The sequence below is a fragment of the Sporobacter termitidis DSM 10068 genome (assembly GCF_900130065.1).
GTDB classification, from domain to species: domain Bacteria; phylum Bacillota; class Clostridia; order Oscillospirales; family Oscillospiraceae; genus Sporobacter; species Sporobacter termitidis.
This window is the reverse complement of the sequence record NZ_FQXV01000001.1, coordinates 635,723-650,532: the sequence shown is the minus strand read 5'-3', so window position 1 is coordinate 650,532 and position 14,810 is coordinate 635,723. Positions and strand designations below refer to the sequence as shown.

General features: G+C 60.2%; 12 protein-coding genes. 10 read left to right on the top strand and 2 right to left on the bottom strand.

From position 1 onward, the window contains the following. Window positions 1–4 precede the first annotated feature (4 nt). Both thrS and typA read right to left on the bottom strand, forming a co-directional pair. Complete coding sequence (thrS, locus tag BUB60_RS03035; protein ID WP_073076135.1) at window positions 5–1,789, bottom strand: threonine--tRNA ligase; 1,785 nt, start codon at window positions 1,787–1,789, stop codon at window positions 5–7. A 534-nt stretch (window positions 1,790–2,323) separates the two neighbouring features. Then, window positions 2,324–4,141 (bottom strand): translational GTPase TypA, encoded by a 1,818-nt coding sequence (typA, locus tag BUB60_RS03030; protein WP_073076134.1) that lies wholly within the window; start codon window positions 4,139–4,141, stop codon window positions 2,324–2,326. Window positions 4,142–4,403: 262 nt separating this feature from the next. Between typA and BUB60_RS03025 the strand changes: the two genes are divergently transcribed. The 10 genes from BUB60_RS03025 to BUB60_RS02980 all read left to right on the top strand — a co-directional run bounded on the left by BUB60_RS03025 (window position 4,404) and on the right by BUB60_RS02980 (window position 14,766). Further along, window positions 4,404–4,946, top strand: coding sequence for an NUDIX hydrolase (locus BUB60_RS03025; RefSeq protein ID WP_073076133.1), 543 nt, complete (start codon window positions 4,404–4,406; stop codon window positions 4,944–4,946). Window positions 4,947–4,960: 14 nt separating this feature from the next. Beyond that, window positions 4,961–5,641: a response regulator gene (locus BUB60_RS03020; protein ID WP_073076132.1), complete on the top strand. Its 681-nt coding sequence runs from the start codon at window positions 4,961–4,963 to the stop codon at window positions 5,639–5,641. Between the two features lie 42 nt (window positions 5,642–5,683). Further along, window positions 5,684–7,150 carry an ATP-binding protein gene (locus BUB60_RS03015; RefSeq protein WP_073076131.1) on the top strand — a complete coding sequence of 489 codons (1,467 nt, stop codon included), beginning with the start codon at window positions 5,684–5,686 and terminating at the stop codon, window positions 7,148–7,150. Then, a complete protein-coding gene (locus BUB60_RS03010) occupies window positions 7,137–8,426 on the top strand; it encodes a hypothetical protein (protein WP_073076130.1) in 1,290 nt (429 codons plus the stop codon). Before BUB60_RS03015 ends, BUB60_RS03010 begins: the two co-directional genes overlap by 14 nt. 15 nt (window positions 8,427–8,441) lie before the next feature. Further along, window positions 8,442–9,260, top strand: a complete 819-nt coding sequence (locus BUB60_RS03005) for a hypothetical protein (protein WP_143162243.1) — start codon at window positions 8,442–8,444, stop codon at window positions 9,258–9,260. 333 nt (window positions 9,261–9,593) lie between these two features. Beyond that, window positions 9,594–10,895, top strand: coding sequence for a UDP-N-acetylglucosamine 1-carboxyvinyltransferase (locus BUB60_RS03000; RefSeq protein ID WP_073076128.1), 1,302 nt, complete (start codon window positions 9,594–9,596; stop codon window positions 10,893–10,895). 266 nt (window positions 10,896–11,161) lie between these two features. Continuing rightward, window positions 11,162–11,956, top strand: coding sequence for an MBL fold metallo-hydrolase (locus BUB60_RS02995; protein ID WP_084726198.1), 795 nt, complete (start codon window positions 11,162–11,164; stop codon window positions 11,954–11,956). Window positions 11,957–11,974: 18 nt separating this feature from the next. Further along, on the top strand, window positions 11,975–12,457 hold the full coding sequence (gene rlmH / locus BUB60_RS02990; RefSeq protein ID WP_073076127.1) for a 23S rRNA (pseudouridine(1915)-N(3))-methyltransferase RlmH: 483 nt from the start codon (window positions 11,975–11,977) through the stop codon (window positions 12,455–12,457). Window positions 12,458–12,700: 243 nt separating this feature from the next. Then, on the top strand, window positions 12,701–13,021 hold the full coding sequence (locus tag BUB60_RS02985; protein ID WP_073076126.1) for a putative signal transducing protein: 321 nt from the start codon (window positions 12,701–12,703) through the stop codon (window positions 13,019–13,021). 14 nt (window positions 13,022–13,035) lie between these two features. Next, on the top strand, window positions 13,036–14,766 hold the full coding sequence (locus tag BUB60_RS02980) for a phospho-sugar mutase (protein WP_073076125.1): 1,731 nt from the start codon (window positions 13,036–13,038) through the stop codon (window positions 14,764–14,766). Window positions 14,767–14,810: the final 44 nt, after the last annotated feature.

The window sequence follows — 14,810 nt, the reverse complement described above, 5'->3', positions numbered from 1 at the left end:
TGCGTTATTTGATCAGCTTGCCGTCGACGACGGTTCGGAGCGTTGTGATAAAATCGTCCAGTGCCATTGCGCCCAGGTCGCCCTCGGCGCGGTGGCGGACCGAGACCTGGCCGTTCTCCGCTTCCTTGTCGCCCACGACCAGCATATACGGGATTTTGCTGCCCTGCGCCTCGCGGATCTTATAGCCGATTTTTTCGCTGCGCTTGTCGGTTTCGGCCCTGAAGCCCAATTCCCGCAGCCGGGCGGCGATATCGTCGGCGTAAGCGGCGGTGCGGTCGGTGATCGGCAGGACGCGGACCTGCTCCGGCATCAGCCACGTGGGCAGGGCGCCGGCGTACTTTTCAAGGAGCAGGGCCAGCGTCCGCTCATAGCAGCCGATGGAGGTGCGGTGGATGATGTACGGCCTTTTCTTCGTGCCGTCCGCGTCCACATACTCCATGCCGAACTTTTCGGCCAGCAGCATGTCGATCTGGATGGTGATGAGGGTGTCTTCCTTGCCGTGCACGTTTTTAGTCTGGATGTCGAGCTTCGGGCCGTAGAAGGCCGCCTCGTCGATGCCGATCTTATAGTCGATGCCCAGATGGTCGAGGATTTTGCCCATGAGGCCCTGGGCCTCGTTCCACTGCTCGGCCGTGCCCTCGTATTTGGCGGTGTTGTTCGGGTCCCACTGGCTGAAGCGGTAGGAGCAGTCGCCGTCCAGGCCCAGGGTTTCCAGCATGAACTTGGCAAGCTCCAGGCAGCCGCGGAACTCCTCCTCCAGCTGGTCCGGCCGCAGGATGAGATGCCCCTCGGAAATGGTGAACTGCCGCACCCGGATAAGCCCGTGCATCTCGCCGGAGTCCTCGTTGCGGAACAGCGTGGAGGTCTCGCCCAGCCGCATGGGCAGGTCGCGGTAGGAGCGCATTTCGTTCAGGAACACCTGGTATTGGAAGGGGCACGTCATGGGGCGGAGGGCAAAGCATTCCTTCGTCTCGTCATTGGGGTCGCCCAGGACGAACATGCCGTCCAGATAGTGGTCCCAGTGACCGGAGATTTTATACAGCTCGCGCTTTGCCATATAGGGCGTCTTGGTCAGCTGGTAGCCGCGCCGCTGCTCCTCATCCTCTACAAAGCGGCTGAGGAGCTGGATGACGCGGGCGCCGTTGGGCAAAAGGATCGGCAGACCCTGGCCGATCACGTCCACCGTCGTAAAATAGCCCAGCTCGCGGCCGATCTTGTTGTGGTCGCGTTTTTTGGCCTCCTCGACGGATGCGAGATAGGCGTCCAGCTCCTCCTTTTTGGGATAGGCGGTGCCGTACACGCGCTGGAGCATCTTGCGCTTGGCGTCGCCGCGCCAGTAGGCGCCGGTGCAGGCGGTCAGCCTGACGGCGTTGGCCTTGACCCGCCCCGTCGAATCGAGATGGGGCCCGGCGCACAGGTCGGTGAACTCGCCCTGCCTGTAAAAGGAGAGGGCCGCGTCCTCCGGCAGATCGTTAATGAGCTCCGTTTTATACGGCTCCGCCTTCATCAGCGCGAGCGCTTCCGCGCGGGGCAGCTCAAAGCGCTCGAGCTTCAGGTTTTCCTTGCAGATTTTGCTCATTTCGGCCTCGATTTTCGCCAGTATCTCCGGCGTAAAAGAGACCTCCGAATCAAAATCGTAGTAGAAGCCGGTGTCGATCGCCGGGCCGATGGCGAGCTTTGTCTCGGGATACAGGCGCTTCACCGCCTGCGCGAGAATGTGCGCGCAGGTGTGCCAGTAAGTCCTGCGGTATTCTTCGTTTTCAAACGTATATTTCTTGTCTTCGGGCATTTCCTGCTCCTCCTTGCAAAATAAAAAGTCCGCGCCCCCAAATCAGGGGTGCGGACATTGTCGCACGGTTCCACCCTGCATACGGCCCGTAACTTTTGTTACGCATGCCGTCGCTCGTCCCCGCTGTAACGTGCGGTCACGGCCCGGCCTACTCTGGGTTCGGCGGGCGGCTCGGAAGTGGTCGACGTATAAAAGAGTGACAAAAGGGCTTTCAGCCGGAGGCCCCTTCTCTCTGCGCCTTTTTTCATACGTCCGTCTTCGTCATGGCTTTTAATATGTTTTAAGGTCAAGATAACACTGTTCCGTCCCGCTGTCAACCGGAAAACTATATCCATCCCCGGCTCCCTCAGACGAGGGAGCTGTCGCCCGCCGGCGACTGAAGGAGGGACTCCTGTCGGCGCCGCGGAAGAAAACAGAGATACGGCCGCCATCGCAGTGCGGCGTATCACTCCTTCCGGCGCTGCGCGCCACCTCCCTCGTCCGAGGGAGGCATGAGGACGGGGAGCGGGGCTTTCGCCGCATTATTGCTGGAACTTACACCTTTCCGGTCTTCAGGGCACGCATCCTGAGTCCGTGGTCGAGGATGCTCTTCCGAAGGCGCAGGTTCTGCGGCGTGACCTCCAGAAGCTCGTCGTCGGCCATGAACTCCAGGCACTGCTCCAGGCTCATGACCTTCGGAGTGACAAGACGGAGCGCGTCGTCGCTGCCGGAGGCGCGCATGTTGGTGAGCTGCTTTTTCTTGCAGACGTTGACCGAGATATCCTCCGACTTCTGCGTGACGCCGACGACCATGCCGCCGTAAACAGGCGTGCCGGGGCCGATAAAGAGCACGCCGCGCTCCTGCGCGCCGTAAAGCCCGTAGGTGACAGCCTCGCCCGTCTCAAAGGCCACGAGGGAGCCGGTGTTGCGCCGGCTGAGCTCACCCCGGAACGGCTCGTATTTCTCGAAGACCGAGCCCATGATGCCCTCGCCGCGGGTGTCGGTCAAAAACTCGTTCCTGTAACCGAACAGGCCCCGGGACGGGACGAGGAACTGCAGCTTCATCCGGTTGCCCACCGGCACCATTTCCAGAAGGTCTCCACGGCGGGAGCCCATTTTTTCGATCACCGCGCCGACGCTGTTTTCCGGCACGTCGATGACGACGCGCTCGATCGGCTCGCAGAGGACGCCGTCGAGCTCCTTGAAGAGCACGCGGGGCGGCGAGACCTGAAACTCGTACCCCTCGCGCCGCATCGTCTCGATGAGGATGGACAGGTGCATCTCGCCCCGCCCGGCCACGTTGAAGCTGTCGGAGTTGGGCACCTCGGCCACGCGCAGCGAAACGTCCTTCAGTGTCTCTTTAAAGAGCCTGTCCCGGATGTTGCGCGTCGTGACGAATTTGCCCTCCCGGCCGGCGAAGGGGCTGTCGTTGACGGCGAAGGTCATTTCCATCGTCGGGGCGGAGATTTTTACAAACGGCAGCGGCTCCACGTTCAGCGGGTCGCAGATCGTGTCGCCGATGGTGATGTCGCCGATGCCGGACAGCGCGATGATGCTGCCGGCGGAGGACTCGGTGACCGGCGTTTTATTGAGACCGTCAAATTCGTAGATGGTGACGGCCTTGGCTTTTTTCACCGGCTTTTCCCCGTGATAGTCGCACACGGCGATCTCCTGGTTCTGTTTGATGACGCCGCGCTCGATGCGCCCGATGGCGATGCGCCCCACGTACTCGTTGTAGTCCACCGAGGAAACGAGCATCTGCAGCGGCGAGGCCGTGTCCCTCTCGGGCGCCGGGATGTAGCCCAGAATAGTTTCGAACAGCGGCTTGAGGTCGGTGCCCTCCTGCTCGGGGGAGTAGGAGGCGATGCCCAGCCGCGACGAGCAGAAGAGCATGGGGGAGTCCAGCTGCTCCTCGGTGGCGTCGAGATCAATGAGCAGCTCGAGAATCTCATCCACCACCTCGGTGATCCTGGCGTCCGGGCGGTCGATCTTGTTGACGACGACGATGACGCGGTGCTTCAGCTCCAGCGCCCGCTGGAGGACGAAGCGCGTCTGGGGCATCGGCCCCTCGGCGGCGTCCACCAGGAGGATGACGCCGTTGACCATTTTAAGGATGCGCTCGACCTCGCCGCCGAAATCGGCGTGGCCCGGCGTGTCCACGATGTTTATCTTCGTATCGCCGTAGACAACGGCGGTGTTTTTGGCGAGAATGGTGATGCCGCGCTCGCGCTCGAGGTCGTTGGAGTCCATCACGCGCTCTACGACAGCCTGATTTTCACGGAACACGCCGGACTGCTTGAGCATCTCGTCGACGAGGGTCGTCTTGCCGTGGTCGACGTGGGCGATGATGGCCACGTTTCTGATATCTTTCATATAATTACACCTTCATTATGTCATTCTGAGGCCGTGAATCTTTCGCCAAGATTCTTCGCTGCGCTCAGGATGACAGGCAAAGCAATTTGGAAAAGAGTTCAATGAGCATCTATTATACACACAGCATATAAGATTTGCAAATAGGAAAGTTAATTTAACGAAAAACTGTCAAGAAATCGGACTACCATTTTCGTCGGGCTTGGTATATAATGATCGAAAAAGCACGGAATGTGCGGATATTTTGCCCAAGCGAGGTCAAAGCATGGAGTTTTTTGAAAAACAGGTATCAACAAATACGGTATATAAAGGCAGAATCGTCAATGTCAGGAACGATGTCGCGGAGCTGCATAACGGCGCGCTGGTCCCGCGGGAGGTCGTCGAGCACCCGGGCGGCGTGGCCATCGTGCCGGTGACAGCGGCGGGGGACGTGCTGATGGTGCGGCAGTACCGTTACCCGATGGGGGAAGAGCTTTTGGAGATCCCCGCCGGCAAGCTGGAATACTGCGAGGACCACCGGGACTGCGCCGTGCGGGAGCTGTCTGAGGAGACGGGATACACGGCGGGAAAGCTCGTCTATCTCGGCCCGGTCTATACCTCTCCCGGCTTTTCCATGGAGATACTCCATATCTATCTGGCCATGGACCTGATCCCGGGCCAGGCGCATCCGGACGAGAACGAGTTTCTCACCGTCGAGGCCGTCCCGCTGCCGGCGCTTGCCGGACAGATCATGTCCGGCGATATACGGGACGCCAAAACGATCATCGGCATACTCAAGGCGGAGAAGTATCTGGAGCGGAATCGGTAAGGAGGGCAGCCCGTTTGAGCAAGACGATCCTCATTGTGGACGATGAGAAGAATATCGTCGATATTCTGAGCTTTAACCTGAAAAAAGAGGGCTATGACGTGCTGGCGGCTTACGACGGCGAAAAAGCGCTTAAAATATACGGCGACGCATCGCCGGACCTGATCCTTCTGGACGTGATGCTGCCGGTCCTGAGCGGCTTTGACGTCTGCACGAAGATCCGCGCGACGGATTATCTGACGCCGATCATCATGCTGACGGCCCGCGAGGCGGAGACGGACAAGGTGCTGGGCCTGGAAATCGGCGCCGACGACTATATCACAAAGCCGTTTTCGATCCGGGAGGTCCTGGCGCGCGTCAAGGCGAACATCCGCCGGACGAGCCATGCCGCCCCGCCGGAGGATATCCGGGCCGACGGCATCGTCGTGGACCTGGAGCGGTACGACGTTTACGTGGGCGGCAGGAGCGCCGATTTGACCCAGCGGGAATTTGAGCTGTTCAAATTTCTCTGGACGCAGCCGGGCAAGGTTTTTTCCAGGGAAGAGCTGCTGCGCGAGGTGTGGCAGTACGACTATCTGGGCGACCTCCGGGCCGTGGACGTGGCCGTCCGGCGGCTCCGGGAGAAGATCGAGCACGATTCCGCAAAGCCCGAGCACATTATGACGAAGCGCGGCATCGGCTATTACTACGAAGCGTAAAGCCTTCCGCCGGAAGCGGAAAGACAGAGGGGAGTCGTTTCATTGAGCAAGAGCCTGCGCTGGAAATTCGTGGTCGTCATGCTGCTCCTCATCCTGTTTTTGATGACGGTCGTCTGCGTGTTTTTGATCCAGGGTGTCCAACGGTTTTATACGGAACAGTTTTTTGAGCAGATGCGCGCCGAATTTACGGACGAGCATACGTACTCGGACCTTGAAAAGGCGCTGGACGATCCGGACCCTGTCGGCCAGCTGAAGGACGTGGTGTCGGGCCACGCCGGCAAGCTGGGCGTCGACACCGGGACGCGGAACTTTTACATTCTCAACGACGCGGGGAAGGTGCTGTTCACGACGGACGCGGACAAGGCCGCCGACGCGAACGCGCAGATCGAAATCACCCCCAATATATTAAAGGCGCTGAACGGCGACCGGGTTTTTACCGGCACCTCCAACGGCTCGTATATGGACGTGGCCGTGCCCGTCCTGGATCAAAGCGGCGCGGTGGCGTATATCGTCTATATCCGGGACAACAAGCAGACGGTCCGCGACCTGAGCGGGGAGCTGGTCACGCGCATTTTCGAGGCCGTCGCCGTGGGGTTTGCCATATCGGTGGCGCTGAGCTTTATCCTGTCCAAAACGCTGCTGCAGCCGATCATCGGCATGACAAAGGCGGCGGAAGCCATCGCCGAGGGCGATTTTTCAAGGAAGCTGGACGTGGAGTCCGACGACGAGATCGGCATCCTGGCGGATACCTTCAATAACATGGCCTCCCAGCTGCAGATGACTCTGGAGGAGATCAAGAAATCGGAGGCGCTCCGGCGCGAGTTTGTGGCCAACGTCTCCCACGAGCTGCGCACGCCCCTGACAAGCATCCGCAGCTACGCCGAAACGCTCACTGAAAACAACGACATCCCCAAGCAGATGGAAGACGATTTCCTGCATGTCATACTGGGCGAGAGCGAGCGGATGACGAAGATCGTCCAGGACCTGCTGGAGCTGTCCCGCTTTGACGCGGGCAATACGAAGCTGGCAATCGAGCAGTTTTCGCTGGAGACCTCCGTGCACGACGTCAGCCAGGCGATTGCGCTGGAGGCTCAAAAGCACGGCCACCGGATCGGGATCAGCCTCGAAAAAGACTTCCCGGAAATTTTCGGCGACAGGGCGCGGATCGAGCAGGTGCTCCTCAATATCCTGTCAAACGCGGTAAAATATACGCCAGACGGCGGCGCCATCGATATCACGGGCGGCCGGACCGGCGGCAGGGTCTGGGTCAAGATCAAGGATACCGGCATCGGCATCCCCGAGGAGGACCTTTCCCGTATCTTCGACCGGTTCTACCGGGTGGACAAGGCCCGGTCGAGAGAATCGGGCGGCACGGGACTGGGACTGTCGATCGCCAGGGAGATCGTTTTGCGTCACGGCGGCGATATCCTGATTGAGAGCGCCGTGGGCCATGGCACGACCGTCACGGTCGTGCTGCCTGTTGAGGGACCGAACCGTGAACAGGCGTAAACTGATCGAGCTCGTCAAGGACGCCGTTATCGTGCTGCTCGTTTTAAGCGCCGTTTTTCTCGGGTGGGAATCGCGGCTGTTCGGCAACACCTCCGCGGATGCCGGCAGCTTTATGGCGCTTTGGCAGTCGATAACCGGCGGCACCGCCGGCGGCAGCCCGGCGCCGGCGCAGCAGGCTGCCCAGCCGGGCAAGCCCGTCGCCATCGCCCTCACGGACGGGGCCGGCGGGCATTACGGGGTCAAATACAGCCTGAGCGAGCTGGACAACCTCTATGTCAATACCGCCAGGTATTTCCTCGAGGCGCTCAGCTCCGCGCAGCCGCCGCAGGAGACGGACGCGCAGGCGTGGCGCGCGGCGCTGAAGTCTCTGGGCGTGTATTTCGAGTATATTTCCCCCGTCAGGCTGTCCGTTCTCGGCGACTGGCTCGGTATAAGCAACGTCGCGGCGGGCCTGGAGGGCGCTGCCGCGCGGCGCCTGTGCGTCATCGACAGCGGCGGCAAGAATTATCTGTACTTTCAGGACGACGCCACCGGCAAGTTCTATATGGCCCAGACGGCGGTCCTCAGCAGCATCGCCGACCAGACGGGCGCCTTCAGCCCCAACAGCGCGGTTTTCGCCTTTGAAAAGAACGAGGACAGCGCGGCCCCCTATACGCTGCTTCTGCCCGACGTTACGGAGCACCCGGCGCTGGACGCCGCCAACCCGCTGAGCAGCGCGGCGGCGAAGACAAAGGTGCTGCTGACGCTGGGCGTCAGCGAGCTTCCAAAGCCATATACCGTCGACGACACCGAGGTGTATGTGCGGAACAATTTCATCATGTATCTCTCAAACGACGGGACGGTCAGCTGGACGGCGCAGGATGAGGCGCCGGTTTACCGGGTGACGACGGAGAGCGAGGCCATCGATATGGCGGCCGATATGATTGCGGACACGCTCGCCGATTACTGCGGCAGCAGCGACACCGTTGCCGTGTACTATGATTCCACCCAGGAGCAGGCCGGCGGCGGTTACCGGATATTCTTCCGGTACGTGGCTGCGGGGGGTGCTGTTTATCTGCGCCCGGACGGGTACGCCGCATCCATTACCGTCAAGAACGGCAGGATCAGCGAGATGGAGCTCCGCTTCAGGACGTACAGCGTTTCGACCGAGCCGGCGGTGCTGCTGCCGGAGGTCCAGGCGGCCGCCGCCGCGGGCGGGGATTTTATGCTCGGCTATGACGACGACGGGAGCGGCCGGCTGGCGCCGTTCTGGCCGAAGCTGCCGCTGCGCTCCTGAGGTGATAATGTGAAAGTGATAAACATTAAAAATGTCGTCATCTGGGCGCTTGTTCTCATCAACGTTTTTTTCCTGGTCTTTTTTCTCTGGGGCATATACAGCGACCGGGCCGAAAAGACGGAGACGCTCAGAAGCATCGGCGACCTGTTTGCCGGGAGCGGTGTTGAAATCGACCTGAAGGGCATCCGCGAGGGCGCCGCGCTGCAGGAGTACACCGTTACCCGTGTCCTGGAAGACGAGCGGACGCTGGCGGAAGCGCTCCTCGGGGCGACGGCGCGGGTGGACGAGGGCGAAATCTTCACGTATACCGGAGACAAGGGCAAGGCGGTATTCTGGAGCGGTGGCGAATTCAGCTTCACGTTTGCTTCCGGCGCCTATCCGGCGGGCGGCGACGCGGCGGGTACCGCGAAAAAACTGCTGAGGGTCATGAATATCGATACGGCCGCCGCCGTGACGGCCGAAGGAGAACAGGGGAGCGAGACGGTCACCGCCGTCTGCGCCTTTGGCGGCCAGACGGTTTTCAACTGCCGCGTCAGATTCTCGTTCAGGGACGGGAATCTCGGCGAGATCACCGGACAGCATGCCGCGGCGGTCGTTCCGGCCGCGGATAAGGCGGACATGTCGTCGCCGGCGGCGGCGCTGATCAGCTTTCTGAGCGCCGTGAAAAGCGGGGAGCGCCCCTGCACAAAAATCAGCGCCGTCGAGCCGGGCTACTATATCCCGGCCTCCTCCTCGGGCAACGGCAGTCTCCGGGCGGCCTGGCGCATCGTCACGGATACGGGAATTTTCATTGTGGATGCCGTTACCGGAAAAATCGATTCGAGCATAGAATAGGGAGGATCACAGCGGAAATAGGAGAACCGACATAATTTAACCAAAGAAACGGGTGTGATATTGGCGTATATGCTGTAAACTCTTGGGCTGATGCGGTATTGCAAAAAAATCTTCCATATAGTATAATTGGGCGAAACGCCAGTTTCCGAAAAAAACCCAAAAACGATTGCAAATACTGGATTCCTTTATAATTGGGCATATTTATTTCGTCAATCATTCCGCAAGTAGCCGGAAATGACTGAAATTTCTATGCACAGTGATTATTGGGCGAAAAAAATGTTTATAATCGGGTAATACTGTAAACGACACATAAACATTTAAGAGGGTGAGCCTTTGACAAAATACGTCATAAACGGCGGAAATCCGCTGTACGGAGAAGTTTCTATCAGCGGCGCGAAGAATGCCGCCGTCGCGATTATCCCCGCTGCTCTGATGGTGGACGGTGTCTGCCGTATTGAGAATATCCCGCAAATTTCCGACGTTTCGATGCTGCTCAACATTCTCAAGCAAATGGGCGCCGAGATCAGAACGGTCAACAGGCACACCATGGATATTGACTGCACGGGCATCAGAACGCATGAGGCGACGTTTGACATGATGCGCCGCATCCGCGCCTCTTATTATCTCATCGGTGCGCTGCTGGGCCGTTTCGGGGTGGCGAAGGTCGCCATGCCGGGCGGCTGCAATTTTGGCGGCGTGCGGCCGATCGATCAGCACATCAAGGGCTTTACGGCCATGGGCGCGGCGCTGGAGGTCAAAAACGGCATCGTGAACGCCGAGACGGCGACGGGCCGCCTGATGGGCGCGTCGATCTATCTGGACGTGGTTTCCGTCGGCGCGACGATCAATATCATGCTGGGCGCGGCGCTGGCCGAGGGCAGGACCATTATCGAAAACGCCGCCAAGGAGCCGCACATCGTCGACCTGGCAAACTTTCTCAACTCCATGGGCGCCGATATCCGCGGCGCCGGTACGAACGTCATTAAAATCAAAGGCGTCAAAAAGCTCACCGGCGGCTTTTATTCGATCATTCCCGATCAGATCGAGGCCGGCACTTATATGGCCGCCGTCGCCGGAGCAGGCGGCGAGGTCACCATTAAAAACGTCATTCCGAAGCATCTGGAGTGCATTTCGGGCAAGCTCAGAGAGATGGGCGTCGAGGTCGAGGACCTGGAGGACGCCGTTATCGTGCGGCGGGCCGCCACGCTCCACAAGACGAATGTCAAGACGCTGCCGTATCCCGGTTTCCCGACAGATATGCAGCCCCAGATTTCCACGCTCTTGTGCACAGCCGAAGGCACGAGCATTATCACCGAGGGCGTTTGGGACAACCGGTTTAAATATGTCGACGAGCTGGCGAAAATGGGCTGCCAGGTCCAGGTCAGCGGCCGGACGGCCATCATCGAAGGCGTCAAACGCCTGACGGGCGCCACGGTGAAGGCCAGCGACCTGCGCGCCGGCGCGGCGCTGATCATCGCCGGCCTCGGTGCCGACGGCACCACGGAGGTCGAAGGCGTCAGCTATATCGAGCGCGGCTATGAGGACCTGGTCGAAAAGCTGCGCGCCATGGGCGCCGACATCACCGCCGTCGCCATGCCGGACGAACCGGAAGCCGCCGAAAGAGAAGCGGGATAATACTCCGGGAGGGGACAGGGAAACCGATTCCCTGCGATAGAACGGATAAATGTTATCGTTATATCGTTTCGTATCACCATCTATGCCCGCCTATCGCCGTGTCATTCCCGCGCAGGCGGGAATCCACAACGCTGTGCACTTCGGTGCAGATTCCCGCCTGCGCGGGAATGACACCGTACGTGGAACAGGGTGGAGCGGGAGTAACGTGTAAAAATCGTAGGGCGGGGGCTTGCCCCCGCCGTATTCATGCGCTTTAGAAACGGGGAGTGGTTTTTATTAAGGTATGTACGCTCGCCAGCTCGTCGTCGGGCAACTGTACCCTCGTATCCCAAGGGGACACCCATCTTCTGATCGACGCGGGCATCTCGCTGCGGCGCATCACGGCGAGCCTGAAGGCGCTGGGGCTCACGCCCGGCGACCTGACCGGCGTCCTTGTCACCCATGAGCACTCGGACCACATCGGCGGTATCCGCATGCTGGTCAAATATCACGGCACGCAGATTTTAGCGCCCCATATCGTGGCGCGGGGGCTCTGCGGCTGCTTTCAGGAATTGGGCGGCAGCGCCTCCTGCTTTGAGGCCGGGGCGGAATTCGTCCTGGGGGAGCTCGCCGTCAAAAGCTTCCCGACGCCCCACGACACGCCGGAAAGCGTCGGCTACAGGTTTACCGACGGAAAATCCTCCCTCGTCTTCGTCACCGACATCGGCTGCATCACCAGGACGGTTTTGGAGGCGGCGCTGGGCGCCGATATGGCGGTCATCGAGGCAAACCACGATGTGGTCATGCTCAAAAACGGCGCCTATCCCTCGTATCTGAAGCGGCGCATCCTGTCGGAGCGCGGCCATCTGTCCAACGACGACAGCGGCTCTCTGGCGTGCAGGCTTGCCGGCGCCGGGACGAAGCGCATCCTCCTGGCGCATCTGAGCAAGGAGAACAACACGCCGAGGCTGGCGTTCGATACCGTGGGCGGCGCCCTTGGCCGCCAGGGGGCCGTCGTCGGCGGCGACGTAGAGCTCGAAACGGCGCCGGCAGACACCATGAGCCGGGTGTACATAATCTGAAAATAACGGAGAGACGCGATGCTGCAGATTCGTTTTATCTGCGTCGGCAAGCTCAAGGAGAAATTCTATAAGGACGCCGCCGGCGAATATTTAAAGCGGCTGTCCGCGTATTGCAAAACAGAGCTCGACGAGCTCCCGGAGTCGCGCCTTGGCGACAGGCCGTCCCCGGCGGAGATCGACGCCGCGCTGAAAGCGGAGGCCGATGGAATCCTGACAAGGCTCCCGGCCGGCGCCGCGGCGGTGGCGCTGTGCGTGGAAGGCGAGGAGAGGGACAGCGCGGGGATGGCCGCGCTCCTGCAGAAGTACGCGGCAAACGGCATTTCAAAAATATGCTTCGTCATCGGCGGCTCCTGCGGCCTGCACCGGACCATCAAGGAGCGGGCGGACGTCCGGCTGTCCATGTCGCGTATGACGTTCCCGCACCACCTGGCGCGCATCATGCTGCTGGAGCAGGTGTACAGGGCCTTTAAGATCGCCGAGGGCGGAAAGTACCATAAATGAATGATTGTAATTGTGGATTCCCGCCTGCGCGGGAATGACAAATAAAGAATTGCGGAATGACAAATAAAGAATTGCGGGAATGATAAATTGAAGAATATCGCGGGAATGACAAATAACGGAGTGACAAACAAATAGCGGGAATGACAGATAAGAATATTATGTATCGTGTCATTCCCGCGCAGGCGGGAATCCACCGCACAGCGGCTGTGTGAATGCCGCTGATTATAAGGGAGGTTCGTTGAGATGGCCGACTGGGGATTCGGAAAAAAGAAAAAAATCATGGACAAGTGGCCCAAAAAGGAAGACGGCGAAATGGTCGCCCCGGCCTTTCTCATGCACGCCGGCGGCAACCCGCTGGACACCGAGATCACGCTCAGCCTTCTGGAGGCCTACGGTGTGCCCGCCGTCTGCCAGTATCCCAACGACGGCGAGTTCGGCAAGCTGATCATCGGCTATGCCGCCGGCGGCGTGGATATCTTCGTGCCGGAGACGCAGCTGGAGGAAGCAAAGGATATCCTGAGCGCCGAAATCGTCGAGGACGATCCCGAAGAATTAAAAGACTGATACGGAGCGATACGATGGATTATAAAAACGAATACTTATCGTGGCTTCATAGCGGCGCTTTGGATGATGCCGAGCGGGAGGAGCTGCTGGCGATCGCGGATAACGACAAGGAGATCGAAAGCCGCTTTTTCTCGCCGCTGGAGTTCGGCACGGCCGGGCTGCGCGGCGTCATGAGCACGGGGCTGTACAGGATGAACAGGCATGTCGTCCGCCACGCCACCCAGGCCTTTGCCGAGGTCATCCTGGAGTACTGCAGGGAGCGGTCCGAACAGGGCAGCGTCGCCGTCTGCTATGACTGCCGCAACCACAGCCGGGAGTTTGCCGTGGAAACCGCTTGCGTCATGGCGGCCAACGGGATCAGGGTCCGGATTTTTGAAGCGCTCCGCCCGACGCCGGAGCTGTCGTTTGCCATCCGGGAATATCATCTCACGGCGGGGATCAACGTCACGGCCAGCCACAACCCCAAGGAATATAACGGCTACAAGGTGTACTGGGGGGACGGCGCGCAGCTGCCGCCGCATCACGCCGACGCCATCGCCGCTAAAATGGCCCGGCTGGACGTTTTTAAATCGGTCAGAACGATGCCCTACGACGAGGCCGTCTCCAAGGGCCTCGTCACGGTCATGGGCGCCGAGACAGACGCGCTTTTCCTGAAAAACGTCATGGCTCAGGCCAATGATTTCGAGTCGGTCAAAAAGGTGGCCGACACGTTCAAAATGGTGTACACGCCGTTCCACGGGACGGGGTATAAGCTCGTGCCGGAGGTCCTCAAACGGTTGGGGATCAAAAACCTCATCTGCGTATCCGAGCAGATGGTGCTGGACGGCGATTTCCCCACGGTCGTGTCGCCGAATCCCGAAAACCCCGAGGGCTTTTACCTGGCCGTGAAGCTGGCGCGGGAGAACGGCGCCGACTTTATCCTGGGCACCGACCCGGACGCCGACCGGGTCGGCATCATGGTGCGCACCGACACCGGGGAATTTGTCACGATCTCCGGCAACCAGACGGGCGTTCTGCTGCTGGATTACCTGATCGGCGCGAAGACGCGGGCGGGCACCATGCCGCAAAATCCCGTCGCTCTGAAGACGATCGTCACAACGGAGATGGCGCGGCGCGTGGCCGAGTATAACGGCGTGCGCTGCATCGACACGTTCACCGGCTTCAAATTCATGGCCGAACGGAAAAACGAGCTGGAGGGCGCCGGCCTGGGCAAGGTCATCTTCTCCTATGAGGAATCCTATGGCTACATGCTGGGCGACTACGTCCGCGATAAGGACGCCGTGACGGCGTCGCTCCTCCTGACCGAAATGGCCGCCTGGTACGCCTGCCGGGGGATGACGCTCTATGACGCCCTGCAGGCGCTCTATCCGAAATACGGCTATTATAACGAGAAAACCCTCAACCTGCTGATGCCCGGCATGGAGGGCCTGGTCAACATGAAGGCGCTGATGGATGGCCTCCGGGCAGAGCCCCCGGCCGAGATCGCCGGCACGCCCGTCCGGGTCGTGAAGGATTACGCCGACGGCACCGCCTACGACGCCGCCTCGGGCGTGAAGAGCAGCATGGACCTCAAGGGCTCCAACGTCCTGCGCTTTGAGACGGCGGATAACACAGTCCTTCTGGTGCGCCCCTCCGGCACCGAGCCGAAGGTCAAGGTCTACGTGCTGGCCAGCGGGAAGAGCAGGGAAGAATGCGACGGCAAGATCGGCAAATATTCCGCCTGGGCGGAAGCGCTGAAGGATTAGGCGGGCAATCGCGTAGGGGCAGACCCCGTGCCTGCCCCCCACAG

Coding starts and splice junctions, on each gene's coding strand:
- BUB60_RS03025 (WP_073076133.1), top strand. CDS start 4,404: ATGGAGTTTTTTGAAAAACAGGTATCAACAAATACGGTATATAAAGGC.
- thrS (WP_073076135.1), bottom strand. CDS start 1,789: ATGCCCGAAGACAAGAAATATACGTTTGAAAACGAAGAATACCGCAGG.
- typA (WP_073076134.1), bottom strand. CDS start 4,141: ATGAAAGATATCAGAAACGTGGCCATCATCGCCCACGTCGACCACGGC.
- BUB60_RS02985 (WP_073076126.1), top strand. CDS start 12,701: ATGGCCGACTGGGGATTCGGAAAAAAGAAAAAAATCATGGACAAGTGG.
- BUB60_RS02980 (WP_073076125.1), top strand. CDS start 13,036: ATGGATTATAAAAACGAATACTTATCGTGGCTTCATAGCGGCGCTTTG.
- rlmH (WP_073076127.1), top strand. CDS start 11,975: ATGCTGCAGATTCGTTTTATCTGCGTCGGCAAGCTCAAGGAGAAATTC.